We start from the raw sequence: 18411 nt of genomic DNA, 5'->3' as shown, positions 1-18411 counted from the left end.
CACAAAATATTATCTTGCTGTAAACAAAATAGTTCCTTTAGGGTACGAATAACAACCATTCTAATGCGTGGATATCGCATTCATGGATCAGATGGTATTAATAGGAGTAAGAATAAGATGGTAAACACAACCAAGAAAAGACTCGCTACTGGCATTACAATAGCGCTAGGGATAATGATAGGGGGGCAGGCTTTTGCAGCGCAAGTGCCTGCTGGCGTGCAACTGGCAGATGCTGCAAAACAGGTGATGGTCCGTAACAATGGATCTGAACCTCAATCATTGGATCCTCATAAAATAGAAGGTGTACCTGAATCTAACATTGCCCGTGATTTGTTTGAAACTTTGATAATTAATGACCCTAATGGAAAAATCATACCAGGTGTTGCAGTTAGCTGGGAACATAATCAGGACTTCAACGTTTGGAAATTTCATCTGCGTAAAGATGCAAAATGGTCCAATGGAGACCCTGTTACTGCGCAGGACTTTGTTTATAGTTGGCGTCGTTTGGTAGATCCAAATACTGCATCTCCTTATGCAAGTTTCATGCAATATCTCCATCTTCTGAATGTTGATGATATCATCAGAGGGAAGCAAAAACCGGAAATGTTGGGTATCAAGGCATTGGATGATCATACATTGGAATTGACACTCAGCGAACCTGTCCCTTATTTATTTAGATTGCTTGTTCATACAAGTACATCACCAGTCCATCGTGGAACCGTAGAAAAATATGGTGAGAGATGGACACAACCACAGAATTTTGTTGGTAATGGCGCTTATAAACTAAAAGACTGGGTGATCAATGAACGTCTTGTTTTCGAGCGTAGTCCGACTTATTGGGATGATAAAAATACGGTCATTAACCAAGTCACTGTTTTGCCTATTTCTTCTGAAGTCACGGATGTTAACCGCTACCGTGCTGGCGAGATTGAGATGAGCTATGACAATTTACCGATTGAATTATTCCAAAAGCTGAAAAAAGAAATTCCTGAACAGTTGCGTGTTAATCCGAAATTGTGCACTTATTACTACGAAATTAATAACGAGAGGCCGCCATTTAATGATCCACGTGTACGTACCGCACTGAAGCTGGGCATGGACCGCGATATTATGACTAATAAAGTGAAAAATCAGGGTGATATACCTGCTTATGGTTATACACCACCTTATATCGCCGATTTTAAAGATGAAAAACCAGACTGGTATACCAAACTAAATCAGCAACAGCGTAATGACGAAGCGAAAAAACTTTTGGCGGAAGCCGGGTTTACCAAAGATAATCCCCTGAAAATTAAGTTACTGTACAACACTTCCGATCTGCATAAAAAATTAGCCATTGCTGCCGCTTCCATCTGGAAAAAAAATATCGGTGTTGATGTTTCTCTCGAAAACCAGGAATGGAAAACCTTCCTTGATTCCCGCCATCAAGGCAACTATGACATTGCCCGTGCCGGATGGTGTGCTGACTATAACGAAGCCTCTACTTTCTTGAATTCAATGTTATCCAATAGCAGTAATAATACCGCTCACTACAAGAGCAAAGAATTTGATGCGTTATTGAAACAATCACTTCAAGCAAAAACCGATGAAGAACGTGCGGAAATTTACGCCAAAGCCAATGCTCAATTGGATAAAGATTCTGCAATTGTTCCAATCTACTACTACACCAATTCTCGTTTAGTGAAGCCTTATGTTGGTGGCTATACCGGCAAAGATCCATTGGATAACTTCCATGCGAAGGATATGTACATAATAAAACACTAGGAATCAGTAGGTGGCTCAATCTATTGGGTCGCCTGCTTGTCAGATAATTAAAAGCCATGGTTTGGCTAAACAATAGGAACGGGCAATGCTAAAGTTTATTTTACGCCGCTGTTTAGAGGCGATCCCGACACTTTTTATTCTTATTACTATTTCGTTTTTTATGATGCGGCTTGCACCGGGTAGCCCATTTACAGGGGAAAGGAAGCTACCGCCGGAAGTTATGGCAAATATTGAAGCGAAATACCATTTGAATGACCCTATCTATAAACAATACTTCAATTATTTAATCCAACTTTCCAAAGGGGATTTTGGCCCTTCATTTAAATATAAAGACTACAGTGTCAATGACTTGGTTGCAGAAGCACTGCCAGTTTCGGCCAAATTGGGATTTGCTGCTTTTATTATGGCAGTCATATTTGGTGTCAGTGCGGGGGTTATTGCAGCATTAAATCAGAATACAAAATGGGACTATACGGTGATGGGGTTTGCCATGACGGGGGTTGTTATCCCTAGCTTCGTGGTTGCCCCCTTATTAGTGCTTATATTTGCCATTACCTTAAAATGGTTGCCGGGGGGAGGTTGGAATGGCGGGGCACCTAAATATATGCTTCTGCCGATGGTTGCACTTTCCCTTGCTTATATTGCCAGCATATCCCGTATTACCCGCGGTTCTATGATAGAAGTTCTGCATTCCAACTTTATTCGCACAGCACGAGCCAAGGGTTTGCCATTACGAAAAATTATTTTCCGTCATGCGTTAAAACCCGCTCTGTTACCCGTCATTTCTTATATGGGACCTGCATTCGTAGGTATTATTACAGGTTCAATGGTCATTGAAACTATTTTCGGTTTACCGGGCCTGGGTCAATTGTTTGTTAATGGCGCATTAAATCGTGACTACTCACTGGTACTCAGTTTGACGATTCTGGTGGGAGGCTTAACCATCATGTTTAATGCTATCGTTGATGTGCTGTATGCCGTCATTGATCCGAAAATTCGTTACTGAGACTGGAGCACGCAATGTTACTGAACAAAAAAAATAGCGAGGCTCTGGAAAGTTTTTCTGAGCAGCTCGAAATTGAAGGCCGCAGTTTGTGGCAGGATGCCCGTCGTCGTTTTATGCATAACAAAGCAGCGATTACGAGCTTATGTATTTTGTTTCTGATTACATTATTTGTGATCTTAGCGCCAATGCTGTCTCAATTTGCCTACGATGATACAGATTGGAACATGATGACGATGCCACCGGATTTTGAATCCAGTCACTATTTTGGCACCGACTCATCAGGGCGTGATTTATTGGTGCGTGTTGCCATTGGCGGACGAATTTCGTTGATGGTGGGAATTGCCGCAGCCTTGATTGCCGTGTTATTCGGCACTCTGTATGGTGCAATGTCAGGCTATCTTGGCGGTAAAATTGATATGGTCATGATGCGCTTATTAGAAATCCTCAACTCTTTTCCATTCATGTTTTTCGTTATCCTTCTGGTCACTTTTTTTGGTCAGAACATCCTGTTAATTTTCGTTGCGATAGGAATGGTGTCATGGCTGGATATGGCACGTATCGTCCGTGGTCAGACATTGAGCTTAAAGCGCAAGGAATTCATTGAAGCCGCTTTGGTTTGTGGTGTTTCTACCCGCCATATTGTTTTACGTCACATCGTACCAAACGTATTAGGTGTTGTGGTGGTTTATGCCTCATTGCTCGTACCCAGTATGATCCTGTTTGAATCCTTTTTGAGCTTCCTTGGTTTGGGAACTCAGGAGCCGCTCAGTAGTTGGGGCGCGTTGTTAAGCGATGGCGCTAATTCTATGGAAGTCGCTCCATGGTTGTTGTTATTTCCGGCAGGCTTTCTGGTAATGACCCTGTTTTGTTTCAACTTTATTGGTGACGGCCTGCGAGATGCCCTCGATCCGAAAGACCGTTAAGGAGAGCCTATGAATAGCGTAGAAACTGCAAAAAATACTGAGTCACTCTTGTCGGTGAAAGACCTGAATGTGACATTCAGCACTCCTGATGGCAACGTGACGGCTGTGAATAAACTGAATTTTGACTTACAGGCAGGGGAAACACTGGGGATCGTGGGAGAATCTGGCTCTGGTAAATCTCAGACGGCATTTGCATTAATGGGATTATTGGCCAGTAATGGTTCTGTCAGTGGCTCTGCTCACTTTAATGGGCGAGAAATTCTCAATTTGCAGGAAAAAGAGTTAAACAGAATGCGGGCAGAAGAGATCTCGATGATATTTCAGGATCCCATGACTTCCCTCAATCCTTATATGCGAGTTGGTGAGCAATTAACGGAAGTGCTGATGCTGCATAAGAATATGAGTAAAAGCGAAGCCTTCGAAGAATCTATTCGTATGCTGGATGCAGTTAAAATGCCAGAGGCGCGTAAGCGAATGAAAATGTATCCGCATGAATTCTCTGGTGGTATGCGTCAGCGCGTCATGATTGCCATGGCATTACTGTGCCAGCCTAAGTTATTGATTGCAGATGAACCGACAACTGCACTGGATGTGACAGTTCAGGCGCAGATCATGACATTACTTAATGAACTGAAAAAAGAATTCAATACCGCCATTATTATGATTACCCACGATTTGGGGGTAGTGGCAGGTATCTGTGACAAAGTATTGGTGATGTATGCAGGGAGAACGATGGAATATGGCACGGCGCGTGACATATTTTATCATCCCACACATCCGTACTCCATCGGGCTATTGAACGCCGTTCCTCGTTTGGATGGTGATGAAGAATCACTGGCGACCATTCAGGGTAATCCCCCCAACTTGTTGCGTTTACCGAAAGGGTGTCCATTCCAGCCACGTTGTCAGTTTGCCACTGAGCGTTGTGCTCACGAAGAACCACAGTTGGAAAAATTTAACCTTGGGCGTTTGCGTGCCTGCTTTAAACCCCAGGAGGAATTAGTATGAGCACAATAGCTGAAAAACGTGTCCTATTGGAAGTCGATGATCTCAAAGTTTATTTTGATATCAAAGATGGAAAGCAATGGTTCTGGCAGCCGGCTAAAACCTTAAAAGCCGTAGATGGTGTGACCTTGAGATTATACGAAGGTGAAACACTGGGCGTCGTCGGTGAATCTGGTTGTGGAAAGTCAACGCTTGCCAGGGCCGTTATTGGGTTGGTAAAAGCCTCTGGCGGGGCAGTGACGTGGCTTGGGCAGAACCTGTTGGAGATGGGTGACAAGCAATGGCGGGATATTCGCAACGATATTCAGATGATTTTCCAAGATCCTTTGGCATCGCTGAACCCGCGTATGACCATTGGTGACATTATTGCTGAGCCATTGAAAACTTATTACCCCAAAATGAAGGACGGGGAAATAAAAGAAAAAGTGAAACAGATGATGATGCGGGTAGGGTTATTACCTAATCTGATTAACCGTTATCCTCATGAATTTTCAGGCGGGCAGTGCCAACGTATTGGGATTGCCCGTGCGTTAATCCTGGAGCCTAAATTAGTTATCTGTGATGAACCCGTTTCTGCACTGGATGTTTCCATTCAGGCGCAAGTTGTTAACCTATTGCAGGAATTGCAGCGGGAAATGGGGCTTTCCCTGATATTTATTGCGCATGACCTATCGATAGTGAAACACATATCAGATCGGGTATTGGTGATGTACTTGGGGAATGCGGTAGAGTTGGGAACGTATGATGAGGTTTATCATAATCCGTTACATCCTTATACCCGGGCGCTGATGTCGGCAGTACCGATTCCTGATCCAGATAAAGAACGTAATAAACATATTGAATTGCTGGAAGGGGAATTACCTTCACCGATTGATCCCCCATCCGGATGTGTATTCCGCACCCGCTGTCCAATGGCAGATGCAGAATGCGCTAAGACCCGTCCATTGCTTGAAGGTAGCTTTAAGCATGCAGTGTCTTGTCTCAAAGTTGATCCGCTATAGTGAGTGATGCGGAAAACATACATTATGTGACGCTGTCACTGATTTAAACTGACATAAATAAAATGCCCTCATCGTGAGGGCATTTATCTGTTAGTAATATTCTGAGGAGGAGGTGAATTGTTATTTTTTCCACAAGATATGATAGACAGGGTGAGACTTTTCCCGGCAAATCAAAATGCGGGCAAAAACATCATCAATTTCGGCATCTTCTGATTCTGCCAAGCCAATAATGACTTCTGAGAAAAAATCTGGATCCAATTTGAAATCAACATGCTCAAACCAAATATCAGAAGGTTCCAGTAATTCTGCTCCACCCCGTTCTTCAAATTGCAAATTAAACAATAGACTGTCAGCCGGATCGAGATTAGAGAGCGCTTCTTCCAGAAAGATATCGTAGGCTTTTTCAAGCGCCTCATCCTCAGTCATCCGGTTGTTAATATTCAACTGCATAGAATGTGTCGGTTGATTTTCCATGATGGCAGTATCCGAGATTAATAACAGAGTGAAATTAAAACATGTTCTGTATTGAATGAATACTTTTTCTGTCACGAATTATAAGAGAGGACTGAAAAAGTAGCATACACGTTCAAGAATACGACTCCAAACTGGGCGCTTTTCCCATTGATTGCTGGCAAGCAGCGTTGAACGCATAATATAGTCTTGTTGAACCAGCGTTAAATCACTTCCAAAGTGTTCATCGTCAATCACAACCGTGATTTCAAAGTTCAACCACAAACTACGCATATCCAAATTGACTGAACCGACCATGCTAAGCTGTCCGTCGACCAAGACACTCTTGGTATGTAATAGCCCATCCTCAAATTGATAAATTTTTACCCCGGCTTCCAGTAATTCAGTAAAAAATGCCCGGCTGGCCCAGCGCACAAGAAAGGAATTGTTTTGGCTAGGCACAATGATACTTACATCAACACCACGCAGGGCCGCGGTACAAATCGCATGCATTAAATCATCACTGGGAACGAAATAAGGGGTGGTAAGAATAAGTTGCTCACGGGCAGAAAAAATAGCAGTCATCAAGGATTGTTGGATTAATTCATCAGGAAATCCCGGCCCGGAAGCAATAACTTGAGCCGTATGCCCGCTGGCTTGCTCAAAAGGCATGATGGTGCTGTCAGGCGGCGACGGCAGATGACGCTGTCCGGTTTCCATTTCCCAGTCAAACGCATAGACAATTCCGAGAGTTGTCGTGACCGGGCCTTCCATTCTTACCATGATATCAACCCATTGCCCGACCCCTGCATCTTGTTTGAAAAAACGAGGATCAACCATATTCATACTGCCAGTGTATGAAATATGATTATCGATCAGAATAATTTTTCTATGTTGACGTAAGTCCATGCGCCGCAAGAACAAGCGAAAGATATTCACTTTTAGCGACTCGACAAATTCAATGCCGACCTTGCGCATAATATCAGGATATGGGCTGCGAAAAAATTGCCAGCTGCCGGCCGAATCCACCATGATACGACATTTAACGCCGCGTTTGGCCGCACGCATCAGGGCATCGGTAACCTGATCGACCAACCCGCCGTATTGCCATATATAAAAGACCATCTCAATATTATATTTGGCATTTTCAATATCATGAATAATGGCTTTCAGGGAGTTATCATAAGATGTCATTAATTGCATTTTATTGCCCCTGACACCTTTGATTTTTTGGCGACGTTCGCACAATTGAAATAGCGGCGTAGCCACCTCACTATTTTCATCGGTAAAAATATGGGAGGATTTTCTTAACTCCGCAAGCCACTTGGCGACAGATGAACGCATTTGTTTGGCTTGCTCAACTCTGCGTTTACCAAGGTGTAATTCACCAAATGATAGATAAGCAACAATTCCTACTAAAGGAAGAATGTAAATAATCAGTACCCAAGTCATTGCTGATGTCACTGGACGGCGTTTCATCAAAACACGAATGGTGATACCAGCAATAATCAACCAGTATAAGAAAATCGCCAGCCAGTTAAGTACAGAATAAAAGGTTGTCATACGTGGCAATCAATCCTGTTTATTTAAGTATTTCATACTGTCATTACCACAAGTTTCTAGAAATTTGAGCAAACGATCAACCTAATATCATTAATTTAACAGGTAGTCATCAAAGATAATTCTAGAAGTTACAGTGTATTATTGATACGCCGAGCTTTTTATGATTTCTTAATCTATCTTTCATCTTAGGACTGATTCTAATTCCTTCTATAGTGATGGTGTAAGATCAGTTAATACACCTATGTATTAGACGTTTTATATGACAAGACTATTAAAAGTGTTTGCAGTGATAGTGATTGTGCTGGTGTTATTGGTGTTGGCGGGGTGGTATACACTTCCACGCTGGCTACCATCGATTGCCGGTCATTGGCTGCCACAGGGAGTAACTCTTTCTTTGAGCCAACCAACATGGAAAAAGAATGCGCTATGGTTGGATAGGCTATCATTGAAGGCAAAGACATGTGAATGGATAAATGTATCTGGATTATCCATAGGCTATTCACGTCGAGAAAATACCGAAGGTCGTCATTGGAATATTCATGTTGCCAATATGGATACTCAAAGCCAATGTCTGGTTCACTTGCCTATGACTGAAAAACAGTCAGCACCATTATCTGTACAAGAGATATTATCCTATATCCCTGCAATTAACCTTGTTGTTGACCATCTTTCTGTTATGCCATGGCAAAAATTCTCCGGCAGACTCCAATTTGATTCCTCATCCCAGAGCCAAATGCTCTCTTATCAGGGTGAGAAATTAACGTTAAACGCAAATATTACAGATAAAAAGACGCTCATTATTAATCAATTTTTAATGAAATTGCCTGAACAGGAAATTAGCCTGAACGGAGATATTGCCTTACCTTTAGAGACTAAATCACTCCCTGAACAAGGGCAAATAACAGCTCATTTATCTGTGAGCCAATACCCGGAACCATTGTTGCTGGCATTGAAATGGAAGGGGAAGAGTGGATTGTTTACTGTTATTGAGGAAAAGAGACAACAATTACTCGCGGAGTTACCTTGGTCATTCGATGCATCTCAATTCTTGATCAGTAATGGTAAATGGCAATGGCTGGCAGCAAACCAACCGTTGTCTGGAGGGATTAATATCAGGCTTGAACAATGGAAAAAAGGGTTAGCAGGCATGTCTGTCAGTGGGCGGGTAAATCTGGTGACTCAAAATGAGAGGGGTAAAGGCAATGTCGTTTTGTCAGTACCATCAACACCAATCAATGTGATCAATGTACGTATTCCATTCCAGTTAACCGGGCAAGTCAATAGCGGGGAAATGATCATGACCATGTCATTACCCGCTATTGTCACTGGGCCTTGGGTGGCGCCCAAGATCACTTTTCAGTCAGGAGCATTGTTTCGTGCATGGGGAAAGGTGAGTGAGACTTTTACTGTCAAAGAAGCTCGTTTGCCTTTAGCAGGCACGTACCTGACTCGTGAGGGTTTTACTGGCCGTCTACAGGCCATTTTACGGGCGCAGGATAGCTATTGGGGAACATTCAAATTACATCTGGATGGGTATGCAGAAGATTTTATGCCCGATCAGGGAAACTGGAAATGGCGTTCTTGGGGGAATGGAAATTTACCCCCTCTACAAGCTAAATGGGACCTTGCAGGTACAGGAAGCTGGAAGCAATCACAGATAACAGTGGATGGATTAAATACAGGGTTTAATCGCATTCAATATGGTCTTGTGCAAATGAAATCACCCCGTTTAAGACTGACTAAGCCATTAGTTTGGGAACGTTCGGCAAGTCGTCCGGCATTTACGGGGGATTTGCAATTATCTTCTCAAAAAACCGAATTTCGATCTGGTGGTTTTTTACCGCCATTTGATTTTAAGGCCACATTGACTGGGCAATCACCAGATAATTTTATGCTGAATGGCAAATTACATTCTAAAGGTATTGGTCCGATCCCATTTTATGGACGTTGGGATGGGGAACGATTAAGGGGAGAAGCGCGTTGGCCTCAGCAGTCTTTATTGGCATTTCAATCCCTGATCCCACCCGATCTGGGAATTACAGTGCGTGGCGGTAAAATTTATGCTCAGGCTGCTTTTTCAGCCGCGAAAGGGCAAGGACTGCGCGCTGGTGGTCACTGGGTAGTAAAAGAAGCGAATATGTGGCTGAAAAACGGGGAAGTTGATGGTTTGGAGTTTGTGCTGCCATGGCGTTTGCAGGAACATACTTGGCAGTTGGGATTAACATCACCAGTCCAGCTTCGCATCAAAGCCATTAAGGGGTTGTTTGATATGCAGAATGTAACAGCCGATTTACTGGGTTTTTATCCACCAACCCATGTACAACCGTTGGCATTGACTAATGTGAATGTTGATATGCTGGATGGTCAGTTGAAAATGAACAAATTGCAGCTTCCCCAAAAAGAAGCTGCGGTATTGCGATTTAACAAACTGAACCTAAGCAAATTGTTTGGCGTATTAAAAGTGAAGCAAATAGCAATGTCAGGAAAAATCAGTGGTGAATTGCCAATCTTATTAAATGACGAAAAGTGGATTATTCAGCGAGGCTGGGTATCTAATGAAGGATATCTGACCTTGAGGTTGGATAAGGATGCGGTTGATTCTATAGGAAAAAATGACTTCTCAGCCGGTATGGCAATGGATTGGTTACGTTATTTAGAAATCAGCCGTTCAAAGGCCTATGTGACCCTCGATAATTTGGGAATTTTGGCATTACATGCTGAGATCAGTGGGGTTAACCCTGTGGTCGATAAAAAGCGGGAGGTCAGGCTCAACTACCGTCATGAAGAGAATATTTTTCAGTTATGGCGCAGCTTACGGTTTGGCAGTAATCTGGAAGAATGGTTACAGAAAAATATATCGGTGATGTAGGGATTAATCAGATGGAAATAAAATGGCAAGTAGGGTTGTCAGTAATATGGCAATGGATTAAAGATACTTATTTGTTTTGGGCTATTCCTGTCAACTGGGAGTGATAAATGATAACAAAAGTTGGATGCAGAATACCATCCGTCAGAATGGGCGTGGCGTTGGTAAGTGTAATGTTGATCAACATAGTCTTGGTGGGTTGTGTCAGGCTGGAAGTCGCGACACCTGATAAGCCTATCAATATCAATATGAATGTGAAAATTGAACATGAAATTCATATTAAGGTCGATCGGCAAATTGAAGACATGCTCAAAAACAACTCTAACTTATTCTAAGGGCTAGAATATGAAAAAAGCAGGAATGGTCTTTATTTTGAGTCTGCTATTCAGCTCTTTTGCTGCGGGAATGACATTGAACGAAGCAAAACAACAAGGGCTGGTGGGGGAAACATTCAGTGGCTATCTGGCACCCGTAAAAAATACCAAAGACGCTCAGTCTGTAGTTAAAAAAATTAACGAAGAGCGGGAAAAGAAATATGCTGAAATTGCGGTTCAAAACAATATGACAACAGATCAGGTCGCGAAAATTGCGGGTGAAAAATTGGTCAGTCGGGCGGCTTCAGGCGAGTATGTTCTTGGTATCAATGGCAATTGGGTGAAGAAATAAGCGCGCCGTTCGGCGCACTCAATCTTTATCAAGCGACCTTTTATTAGGCTACGGCTTTTTCGAGTTGCGCCTGTCCCATTTTTTCTATGACATCATCTATCGCATCATGGGCATTCTGATGTGCTTGGTTGGCAGGTTCTGCGCCGAATGCCAAACCTTCAGCAAACACAAATTCCACATCGGTAATGCCAATAAATCCGAGAAAAACACGCAGGTATGGTGTCATCAAATCTGTAGGACTATCTTTATGAATGCCACCACGGCTACTCAAGATAATAGCGCGTTTGCCTTTTAGCAAACCTTCAGGGCCTTTCTCGGTGTATTGAAAAGTCAGACCAGCACGGGCAACCAAATCAAAATAGGTTTTGAGCTGAGTAGGGATCGTGAAGTTATACATTGGTGCAGTGATGACAATAACATCGTGTGTTTTTAATTCTGCAATCAACTCATCTGACAGTGCTAATGCTGATTTTTGGCGTTCTGTCAATTCTGCATCGCTTGGACGCAAGGCACTGACCAATTCTCCATCCAGTACTGGAACCGGATTTTCAGCGAGATCGCGTGTGGTAATGTTGCTCTCTGAGTGATTAGCCAGCCATTTTTCAGCAAAATAGTCAGCCATTTTATTACTTTGAGAATATTGCGCCAGAATGCTGGATTTCAGAAGCAGTACTTTATTCATTCTTTACTTCCTTAGTTATCTTAAGAACTATAACTTTATTTATGACATCGACTGTGTTCTATTTTATATAGAGAATTGTTCAGTCAATAGCTCAATATTTTGAGGTAAGAATTCAAATTCATTGAATGATTGAAAAGGGTTTGAGTGAGTAAAAATTGTACCCCATTAAATATATAGAGATTGGGGTTCAAATTCATTGAATAGCGGGTGATTGCCCCATTAAGTTTATCGCCAATAAAACGGTAAATTGACTAAATTGAGAGTGTATATAAAATACATAGAGTTGCATAAGATATGTTACACTTCTCTGATAGTTAAATCATAAGAAATTATCCTCTGAGCCTGCAAAGACAGCGCTACTCAGTTAAAAACGTCACAAGGATTTATCACGTGGAATCACCTTTGACAGCACCACTTGCTGAATTATTCGCTGAACTTGATCACACCCCGCTGCGCGATCAGTTCCGTTTGAGAAAACGCCTGCATGGAGCAGCAAAAATCAAAAATCAAGCTTCCTTGCAGGCTGTGGCACAATCTATTTCTGCGGATATTGCGACAGCAAAACAGAAAGTGATTAACCGTCAGGCATCATGTCCTTCGATCCAATACCCTGAAAACCTACCTGTTAGCCAGAAGAAAGAGGATATCTATAAAGCCATTCGGGATAATCAGGTTGTTATCATTGCCGGGGAAACGGGTTCGGGTAAAACAACTCAGATCCCGAAAATTTGCCTTGAGTTGGGCAGGGGTATCAAAGGGTTAATCGGGCATACCCAACCCCGTCGTTTGGCTGCCCGTTCAGTTGCTAACCGCATTGCGGATGAATTAGAAACCCCGCTTGGCTCAACGGTCGGTTATAAAGTGCGTTTTAATGATCAGGTCAGTGACAATACGTTGGTCAAGTTAATGACAGACGGTATTTTGCTGGCGGAATTGCAACAAGATCGTTTGTTATTGCAATATGATACGTTAATTATCGACGAAGCTCATGAACGCAGTTTGAATATTGATTTTATTCTTGGCTATTTGCGTCAATTATTACCAAAACGCCCGGATCTGAAAGTCATTATTACTTCTGCAACCATTGATCCTGAACGTTTTTCCCGCCATTTCAACAATGCACCGATTATTGAAGTATCAGGGCGGACTTATCCGGTGGAAGTGCGTTATCGGCCCGTGGCAGGTGATGATAATGACAGTGATAGGGATCAGCTTGAAGCCATCATTGATGCCGTGGATGAGTTGGGACGAGAAAGCTCTGGAGACATATTGGTTTTCATGAGCGGTGAACGTGAAATTCGGGATACAGCGGATGCACTCAGTAAGCAAAATTTCCCTCATACTGAAATCCTGCCACTTTTCGCACGGTTGTCTAACAGCGAACAGAACCGGATATTCCAGTCCCATGTTGGTCGCCGGATTATCTTGGCAACTAACGTAGCGGAAACATCGCTGACAGTTCCCGGAATCAAATATGTAATCGATACCGGCTTTGCGCGCATTAGCCGATACAGTTATCGGACTAAAGTCCAGCGCTTACCGATAGAACCTATTTCTCAGGCATCTGCCAATCAGCGAAAAGGGCGCTGTGGTCGTGTTTCAAACGGAATTTGTATCCGTCTCTATTCGGAAGATGACTTTTTATCACGCCCGGAATTTACTGATCCTGAAATTCTGCGCACTAACCTGGCTTCTGTTATTCTGCAAATGACCTCTATTGGTTTGGGCGATGTCAGTGCATTTCCATTTGTTGAGGCGCCGGATAAACGCAATATTCAGGATGGTGTCCGTCTCTTGGAAGAACTGGGAGCTATTGATCCTGAATCCCTGTCAGAAGGAAATTACCGGCTGACTGCGATGGGGCAGCAATTGGCACAGTTACCTATCGATCCACGTTTGGCTCGTATGGTTTTGGAAGCCAAAGCACATGGTTGTGTTCGTGAAGTCATGGTGATTACTTCAGCATTGTCGATTCAAGACCCACGAGAAAGGCCACTGGAAAAGCAGCAAGCTTCCGATGAAAAACATCGTCGTTTTGCGGACAAAGATTCAGATTTCATTGCGTTCCTGAAATTGTGGGATTTTCTGATGGAACAGCAGAAAGCGCTTTCCAGTTCCCAATTCCGCAAGCTTTGCCGTCAGGATTATCTGAATTATCTTCGCGTTAGAGAATGGCAGGATATTTACACCCAGTTACGCCAAGTTGTTAAAGAAATTGGTTTACCGATCAACAGTCAGGAAGCGGATTATAAAAGTATTCATATTGCTTTGCTGACAGGGTTATTATCCCATATCGGGCAAAAAGACACGGATAAACAGGAGTATACAGGTGCGCGTAATGCCCGTTTTTCTATTTTTCCTGGCTCCGGTTTATTTAAAAAGCCACCTAAATGGGGAATGGTAGCCGAATTAGTGGAAACCAGCAGATTGTGGGGGCGTATTGCTGCACGTATCGAACCTGAATGGGTAGAGCCGCTGGCCGCACATTTAATTAAGCACCATTACAGTGAACCTCATTGGCAAAAATCGCAGGGCGCAGTAATGGCAACGGAAAAAGTCACCCTGTATGGTTTGCCCATTGTGGCGGGGCGTTTGGTGAATTATAGCCAGATTGATCCCCTGTTATGTCGTGAATTGTTTATCCGTCACGCATTGGTGGAAGGAGATTGGCAGACTCGTCACTCATTTTTCCGCGCTAACCTGAAACTGCGAGAAGAAGTTGAAGAACTAGAACATAAATCCCGCCGACGGGATATTCTGGTAGATGATGAAACATTGTTCAGTTTCTATGATCAGCGAATTGGCAAAGATGTTATTTCATCCCGCCATTTTGATCGCTGGTGGAAAATAACAAGTAAAGATCAACCAGAATTGCTCAATTTTGAAAAGAGTATGTTGATCAAAGGCGACGCCAATAAAGTCAGTGCGTTGGATTATCCGAATTATTGGCATCAGGATAATTTGAAATTCCGTCTGAGTTATCAGTTTGAGCCAGGAACCGATGCCGATGGCGTGACTGTGCATATTCCGTTGCCGGTATTGAATCAGGTTAGGGATGAAGGATTCGACTGGCAAATTCCGGGCATTCGTCATGAACTAGTTGTTGCATTGATTAAGTCATTGCCAAAGCCAATACGCCGTAATTTTGTACCTGCACCTAACTATGCGCAGGCATTTTTGGAGCGAGTCACCCAACCTCAGGCTACCTTACTGGATAGCCTTGAGAAAGAATTACGTCGCATGACAGGTGTGACGGTGTCACGTGAAGATTGGCAATTGGAACAAGTTTCTGACCATCTTAAAATCACATTCCGTGTTCTGGGCGAGAAAAATAAACTGTTAGCGGAAGGCAAGGATTTGTCGGAGCTGAAACTAAAATTAAAAGGGAAAGTTCAGGAAACACTTTCAGCAGTAGCTGATGATGGTATTGAACAAAGTGGGCTGCATATTTGGAGTTTTGGTGAATTGCCTGAACGCTATGAGCAGAAACGTGGTGGCTATTCTGTTAAAGCATTTCCGGCATTAGTGGATGAAAAAGACAGTATTGGCATCAAATTGTTTGAGACTGAATCTGAACAACAAAATGCGATGTGGGAAGGAACTCGTCGTTTATTATTGCTGAACATTCCATCACCGATCAAATACCTGCATGAGAAATTACCGAACAAATCCAAATTAGGGCTGTACTTTAACCCATATGGAAAAGTATTGGATTTGATTGATGATTGTATCTCTTGTGGTGTGGATAGATTGATCGCAGAAAATAATGGGCCAGCGTGGAATGAGCAGGCGTTTTCCTGTTTGCAGGATAAAGTCCGTGCCGATTTGAATGATGCAGTCGTTGATATTGCCAAGCAAGTGGAGCAGATCCTGACAGCGGTCTTTAATATCAACAAGCGCCTGAAAGGGCGGGTAGATATTGCCCTCGCACTGGCGTTATCGGATATTAAAGAGCAAATTTCCGGTCTGGTCTTTAATGGATTCGTGACTTCCCATGGTTGGAAGCGTTTGGCAGATGTTCTGCGTTATTTGAATGGCATTGATCGTCGTTTGGAAAAACTAGCGGTTGATCCCAACAAAGATAGGGCGCACATGAGCCGGATTGAGCATATTCAGCGCCAATGGCAACAATGGCAGGCAAAATTGTCTAGCCAGCAGAAACAATTGCCGGAAGTGAAAGAAGTTCGTTGGATGATTGAAGAGCTTCGGATTAGTTTATTTGCCCAACAATTGGGAACTGCGTATCCAATATCAGATAAGCGTATTTTGCAGGCAATGGAAAATATCACATTGTGATCTTGAAGTTTATGGGCTGCTTTTATTTTATGGCAGCCCATAAATTTGTTTTTGATTGGGAAGCGCTATCAATACATTTATAGTTACAACATACTTGTATACATAAACACTAAATCCCATATTTATACATTCCCTCATAAATATCTTATAAGGGAATTATAGAATTATAATTGTGTGGCGGCTTTCATGGCACGAACAAAAGTCATTAACTTTTCCAGCATCGCCTGAGGTTGGTGAAGGTTTTCTTCGATGATTTTTACAATGGCAGAACCTGAAATTGCACCTGTAGCACCATTATTGAGTGCAATTGTCACCTGTGAAGGTTCGGAAATACCAAAACCTTGTAGGCCAGGGGCTGCATGATATTCTTTAAGCTTATCGACAAGATGGCTCAATGGCTGCTTGGCGCGATTTTCACTACCAGTCACTCCCGCCCTTGATAGCAGGTAAGTATATCCACGTCCAAATGAAGCAATTTCACGCAGTAAATCATCATCTGCATTCGGGGGGCAGATAAAGATCGGGGCAATATCATATTTCATGGCGGCTGAGCGGAAAGGTAACGATTCAGATACCGGTACATCAGCCACCAAAACGGAATCAACGCCAGCCTCTTTGCAGCAACGGTAAAACTCATCAATCCCATTGTGGAATACTAAATTCGCATAGACTAACAAACCAATCGGGATATCGGGATGTTTAGCGCGAATTTTTGCCAGCAGGCTGAAGCACAATGTAGGCGTGACCTTGGATGATAACGCACGTAAATTGGCATTCTGGATGGTTGGGCCGTCAGCAAGGGGATCTGAAAATGGAATACCTAATTCAAGCGCATCAGCGCCACCAGCGATTAATGTATCAATGATTTCCAATGATAATTCAGGATTAGGATCGCCTAGGGTGACAAAAGGAACAAAAGCGCCTTGATTTTGATTTTCCTGCTTCTTGAAAAGTTGTTGATAACGTTCCATCAGATTTCCCCTCTGGATTTTAGAATATCGTAAACGGTGAAGATGTCTTTGTCGCCACGGCCAGATAAGTTGACAATTAACAACTGCTCTTTATCGGGTTCCTGACGGATCATTTTCAGAGCATAAGCCAGCGCATGAGATGACTCCAAGGCAGGAATAATGCCTTCATTGCGTGATAGTTCCTGAAAAGCAGCCAGTGCTTCGTCGTCAGTGATTGAGACATAATCAGCTCTGCCGATGCTGTTTAAATAGGCATGCTGCGGACCGACTGAAGGAAAATCTAACCCGGCCGAGATAGAGTAAGACTCTTCAATCTGCCCATCTTCCGTCTGCATAATCGGGGCTTTCATGCCAAAGTAAATGCCTAATTTTCCGTGTTTCAATGGAGCGCCATGTTCACCAGTCTCGATACCATGTCCGGCAGGTTCCACACCGATCAGGCGAACGGTATTTTCTGGAATAAACTCAGCAAACAGGCCGATAGCATTCGAGCCACCACCGATACAGGCAATAACTGCATCGGGCAGGCGTCCTTCTTTTTCTAAAATTTGCGCCTTGGCTTCTTCACCAATCATGCGTTGAAATTCTCGTACCATCGTCGGGTACGGATGAGGGCCTGCTGCTGTTCCCAATAAGTAATGGGCTTTTTCATAGCAGCCAGACCAGTCACGCATTGCTTCGTTGCAGGCATCTTTCAAAGTTGCTGAACCGCTATGCACAGGGATCACCTCAGCTCCCATCAAACGCATGCGAAAAACATTGGGGGATTGACGTTCAATATCTTTTGCACCCATATAAATACGGCATTTCAACCCCAATAATGCACAAGCCAACGCGGTTGCGACTCCATGCTGACCTGCGCCTGTTTCAGCAATGATTTCGTTTTTTCCCATCCGCTTAGCTAACAATGCTTGTCCCAGAACCTGATTGGTTTTGTGTGCGCCGCCGTGGAGTAAGTCTTCACGTTTTAGGTAAAGACGCGTTTTCGTACCTTTAGTCAAGTTATGACACAGAGTTAAGGCTGTAGGCCTGCCTGCGTAGTTTTTCAATAGATCTTGAAATGCCTGCTGAAATTCAGGATCTCTTTGTGCATCAATAAAAGCTTCTTCTAATTGATTAAGTGCAGGGATCAAAATTTGAGGGACAAATTGTCCGCCAAAGTCGCCAAAATAAGGATTCAATTTACTCATTATTCTACTCATCCATTTTTGTCTGAAA

14 protein-coding genes are annotated in these 18411 nt (G+C 43.1%); 9 read left to right on the top strand and 5 right to left on the bottom strand.

What is annotated here, in order from left to right; translation table 11 throughout:
* Window positions 1–117 precede the first annotated feature (117 nt).
* From oppA to oppF, 5 genes are all read left to right on the top strand, one after another.
* Complete coding sequence (gene oppA / locus Xenpb_RS12540; RefSeq protein WP_187654637.1) at window positions 118–1764, top strand: oligopeptide ABC transporter substrate-binding protein OppA; 1647 nt, start codon at window positions 118–120, stop codon at window positions 1762–1764.
* 85 nt (window positions 1765–1849) lie between these two features.
* The gene (oppB, locus tag Xenpb_RS12535; protein WP_187654636.1) at window positions 1850–2770 is read left to right on the top strand and encodes an oligopeptide ABC transporter permease OppB; all 921 of its coding nucleotides are present in this window, start codon (window positions 1850–1852) and stop codon (window positions 2768–2770) included.
* A gap of 14 nt (window positions 2771–2784) precedes the next feature.
* Window positions 2785–3693, top strand: a complete 909-nt coding sequence (gene oppC / locus Xenpb_RS12530; protein ID WP_187654635.1) for an oligopeptide ABC transporter permease OppC — start codon at window positions 2785–2787, stop codon at window positions 3691–3693.
* Window positions 3694–3702: 9 nt separating this feature from the next.
* On the top strand, window positions 3703–4701 hold the full coding sequence (locus tag Xenpb_RS12525) for an ABC transporter ATP-binding protein (RefSeq protein ID WP_187654634.1): 999 nt from the start codon (window positions 3703–3705) through the stop codon (window positions 4699–4701).
* The gene (gene oppF / locus Xenpb_RS12520; RefSeq protein WP_099114818.1) at window positions 4698–5699 is read left to right on the top strand and encodes a murein tripeptide/oligopeptide ABC transporter ATP binding protein OppF; all 1002 of its coding nucleotides are present in this window, start codon (window positions 4698–4700) and stop codon (window positions 5697–5699) included. The genes Xenpb_RS12525 and oppF overlap by 4 nt, the downstream gene beginning before the upstream one ends.
* Window positions 5700–5819: 120 nt before the next feature.
* On the opposite strand, the gene Xenpb_RS12515 is transcribed toward oppF, so the two are convergent.
* On the bottom strand, window positions 5820–6149 hold the full coding sequence (locus Xenpb_RS12515) for an HI1450 family dsDNA-mimic protein (protein ID WP_187654668.1): 330 nt from the start codon (window positions 6147–6149) through the stop codon (window positions 5820–5822).
* 102 nt (window positions 6150–6251) lie between these two features.
* On the bottom strand, window positions 6252–7712 hold the full coding sequence (gene cls / locus Xenpb_RS12510) for a cardiolipin synthase (protein ID WP_187654633.1): 1461 nt from the start codon (window positions 7710–7712) through the stop codon (window positions 6252–6254).
* Window positions 7713–7971: 259 nt separating this feature from the next.
* Here cls and Xenpb_RS12505 point away from each other — a divergent pair, with 259 nt between their 5' ends.
* From Xenpb_RS12505 to Xenpb_RS12495, 3 genes are all read left to right on the top strand, one after another.
* Window positions 7972–10581, top strand: coding sequence for a YdbH family protein (locus Xenpb_RS12505; RefSeq protein WP_187654632.1), 2610 nt, complete (start codon window positions 7972–7974; stop codon window positions 10579–10581).
* Between the two features lie 146 nt (window positions 10582–10727).
* Window positions 10728–10913: a YnbE family lipoprotein gene (locus Xenpb_RS12500; RefSeq protein WP_255523132.1), complete on the top strand. Its 186-nt coding sequence runs from the start codon at window positions 10728–10730 to the stop codon at window positions 10911–10913.
* Window positions 10914–10923: 10 nt separating this feature from the next.
* On the top strand, window positions 10924–11244 hold the full coding sequence (locus Xenpb_RS12495) for a YdbL family protein (RefSeq protein ID WP_187654630.1): 321 nt from the start codon (window positions 10924–10926) through the stop codon (window positions 11242–11244).
* A gap of 43 nt (window positions 11245–11287) precedes the next feature.
* Here Xenpb_RS12495 and Xenpb_RS12490 read toward each other — a convergent pair whose 3' ends face one another.
* The gene (locus Xenpb_RS12490) at window positions 11288–11926 is read right to left on the bottom strand and encodes an FMN-dependent NADH-azoreductase (protein ID WP_187654629.1); all 639 of its coding nucleotides are present in this window, start codon (window positions 11924–11926) and stop codon (window positions 11288–11290) included.
* Window positions 11927–12316: 390 nt separating this feature from the next.
* On the opposite strand from Xenpb_RS12490, the gene hrpA reads away from it, so the two are divergent.
* Window positions 12317–16222 (top strand): ATP-dependent RNA helicase HrpA, encoded by a 3906-nt coding sequence (hrpA, locus tag Xenpb_RS12485; protein ID WP_368666824.1) that lies wholly within the window; start codon window positions 12317–12319, stop codon window positions 16220–16222.
* 164 nt (window positions 16223–16386) lie between these two features.
* Here hrpA and trpA read toward each other — a convergent pair whose 3' ends face one another.
* Both trpA and trpB read right to left on the bottom strand, forming a co-directional pair.
* On the bottom strand, window positions 16387–17193 hold the full coding sequence (gene trpA, locus Xenpb_RS12480) for a tryptophan synthase subunit alpha (protein ID WP_187654628.1): 807 nt from the start codon (window positions 17191–17193) through the stop codon (window positions 16387–16389).
* Window positions 17193–18383 carry a tryptophan synthase subunit beta gene (gene trpB / locus Xenpb_RS12475; RefSeq protein ID WP_187654627.1) on the bottom strand — a complete coding sequence of 397 codons (1191 nt, stop codon included), beginning with the start codon at window positions 18381–18383 and terminating at the stop codon, window positions 17193–17195. The genes trpA and trpB overlap by 1 nt, the downstream gene beginning before the upstream one ends.
* Window positions 18384–18411 lie beyond the last annotated feature (28 nt).

Source organism: Xenorhabdus sp. PB62.4 (assembly GCF_014467285.1).
Classification (GTDB): domain Bacteria; phylum Pseudomonadota; class Gammaproteobacteria; order Enterobacterales; family Enterobacteriaceae; genus Xenorhabdus.
This window is presented reverse-complemented; position numbering and strand designations above follow the sequence as displayed.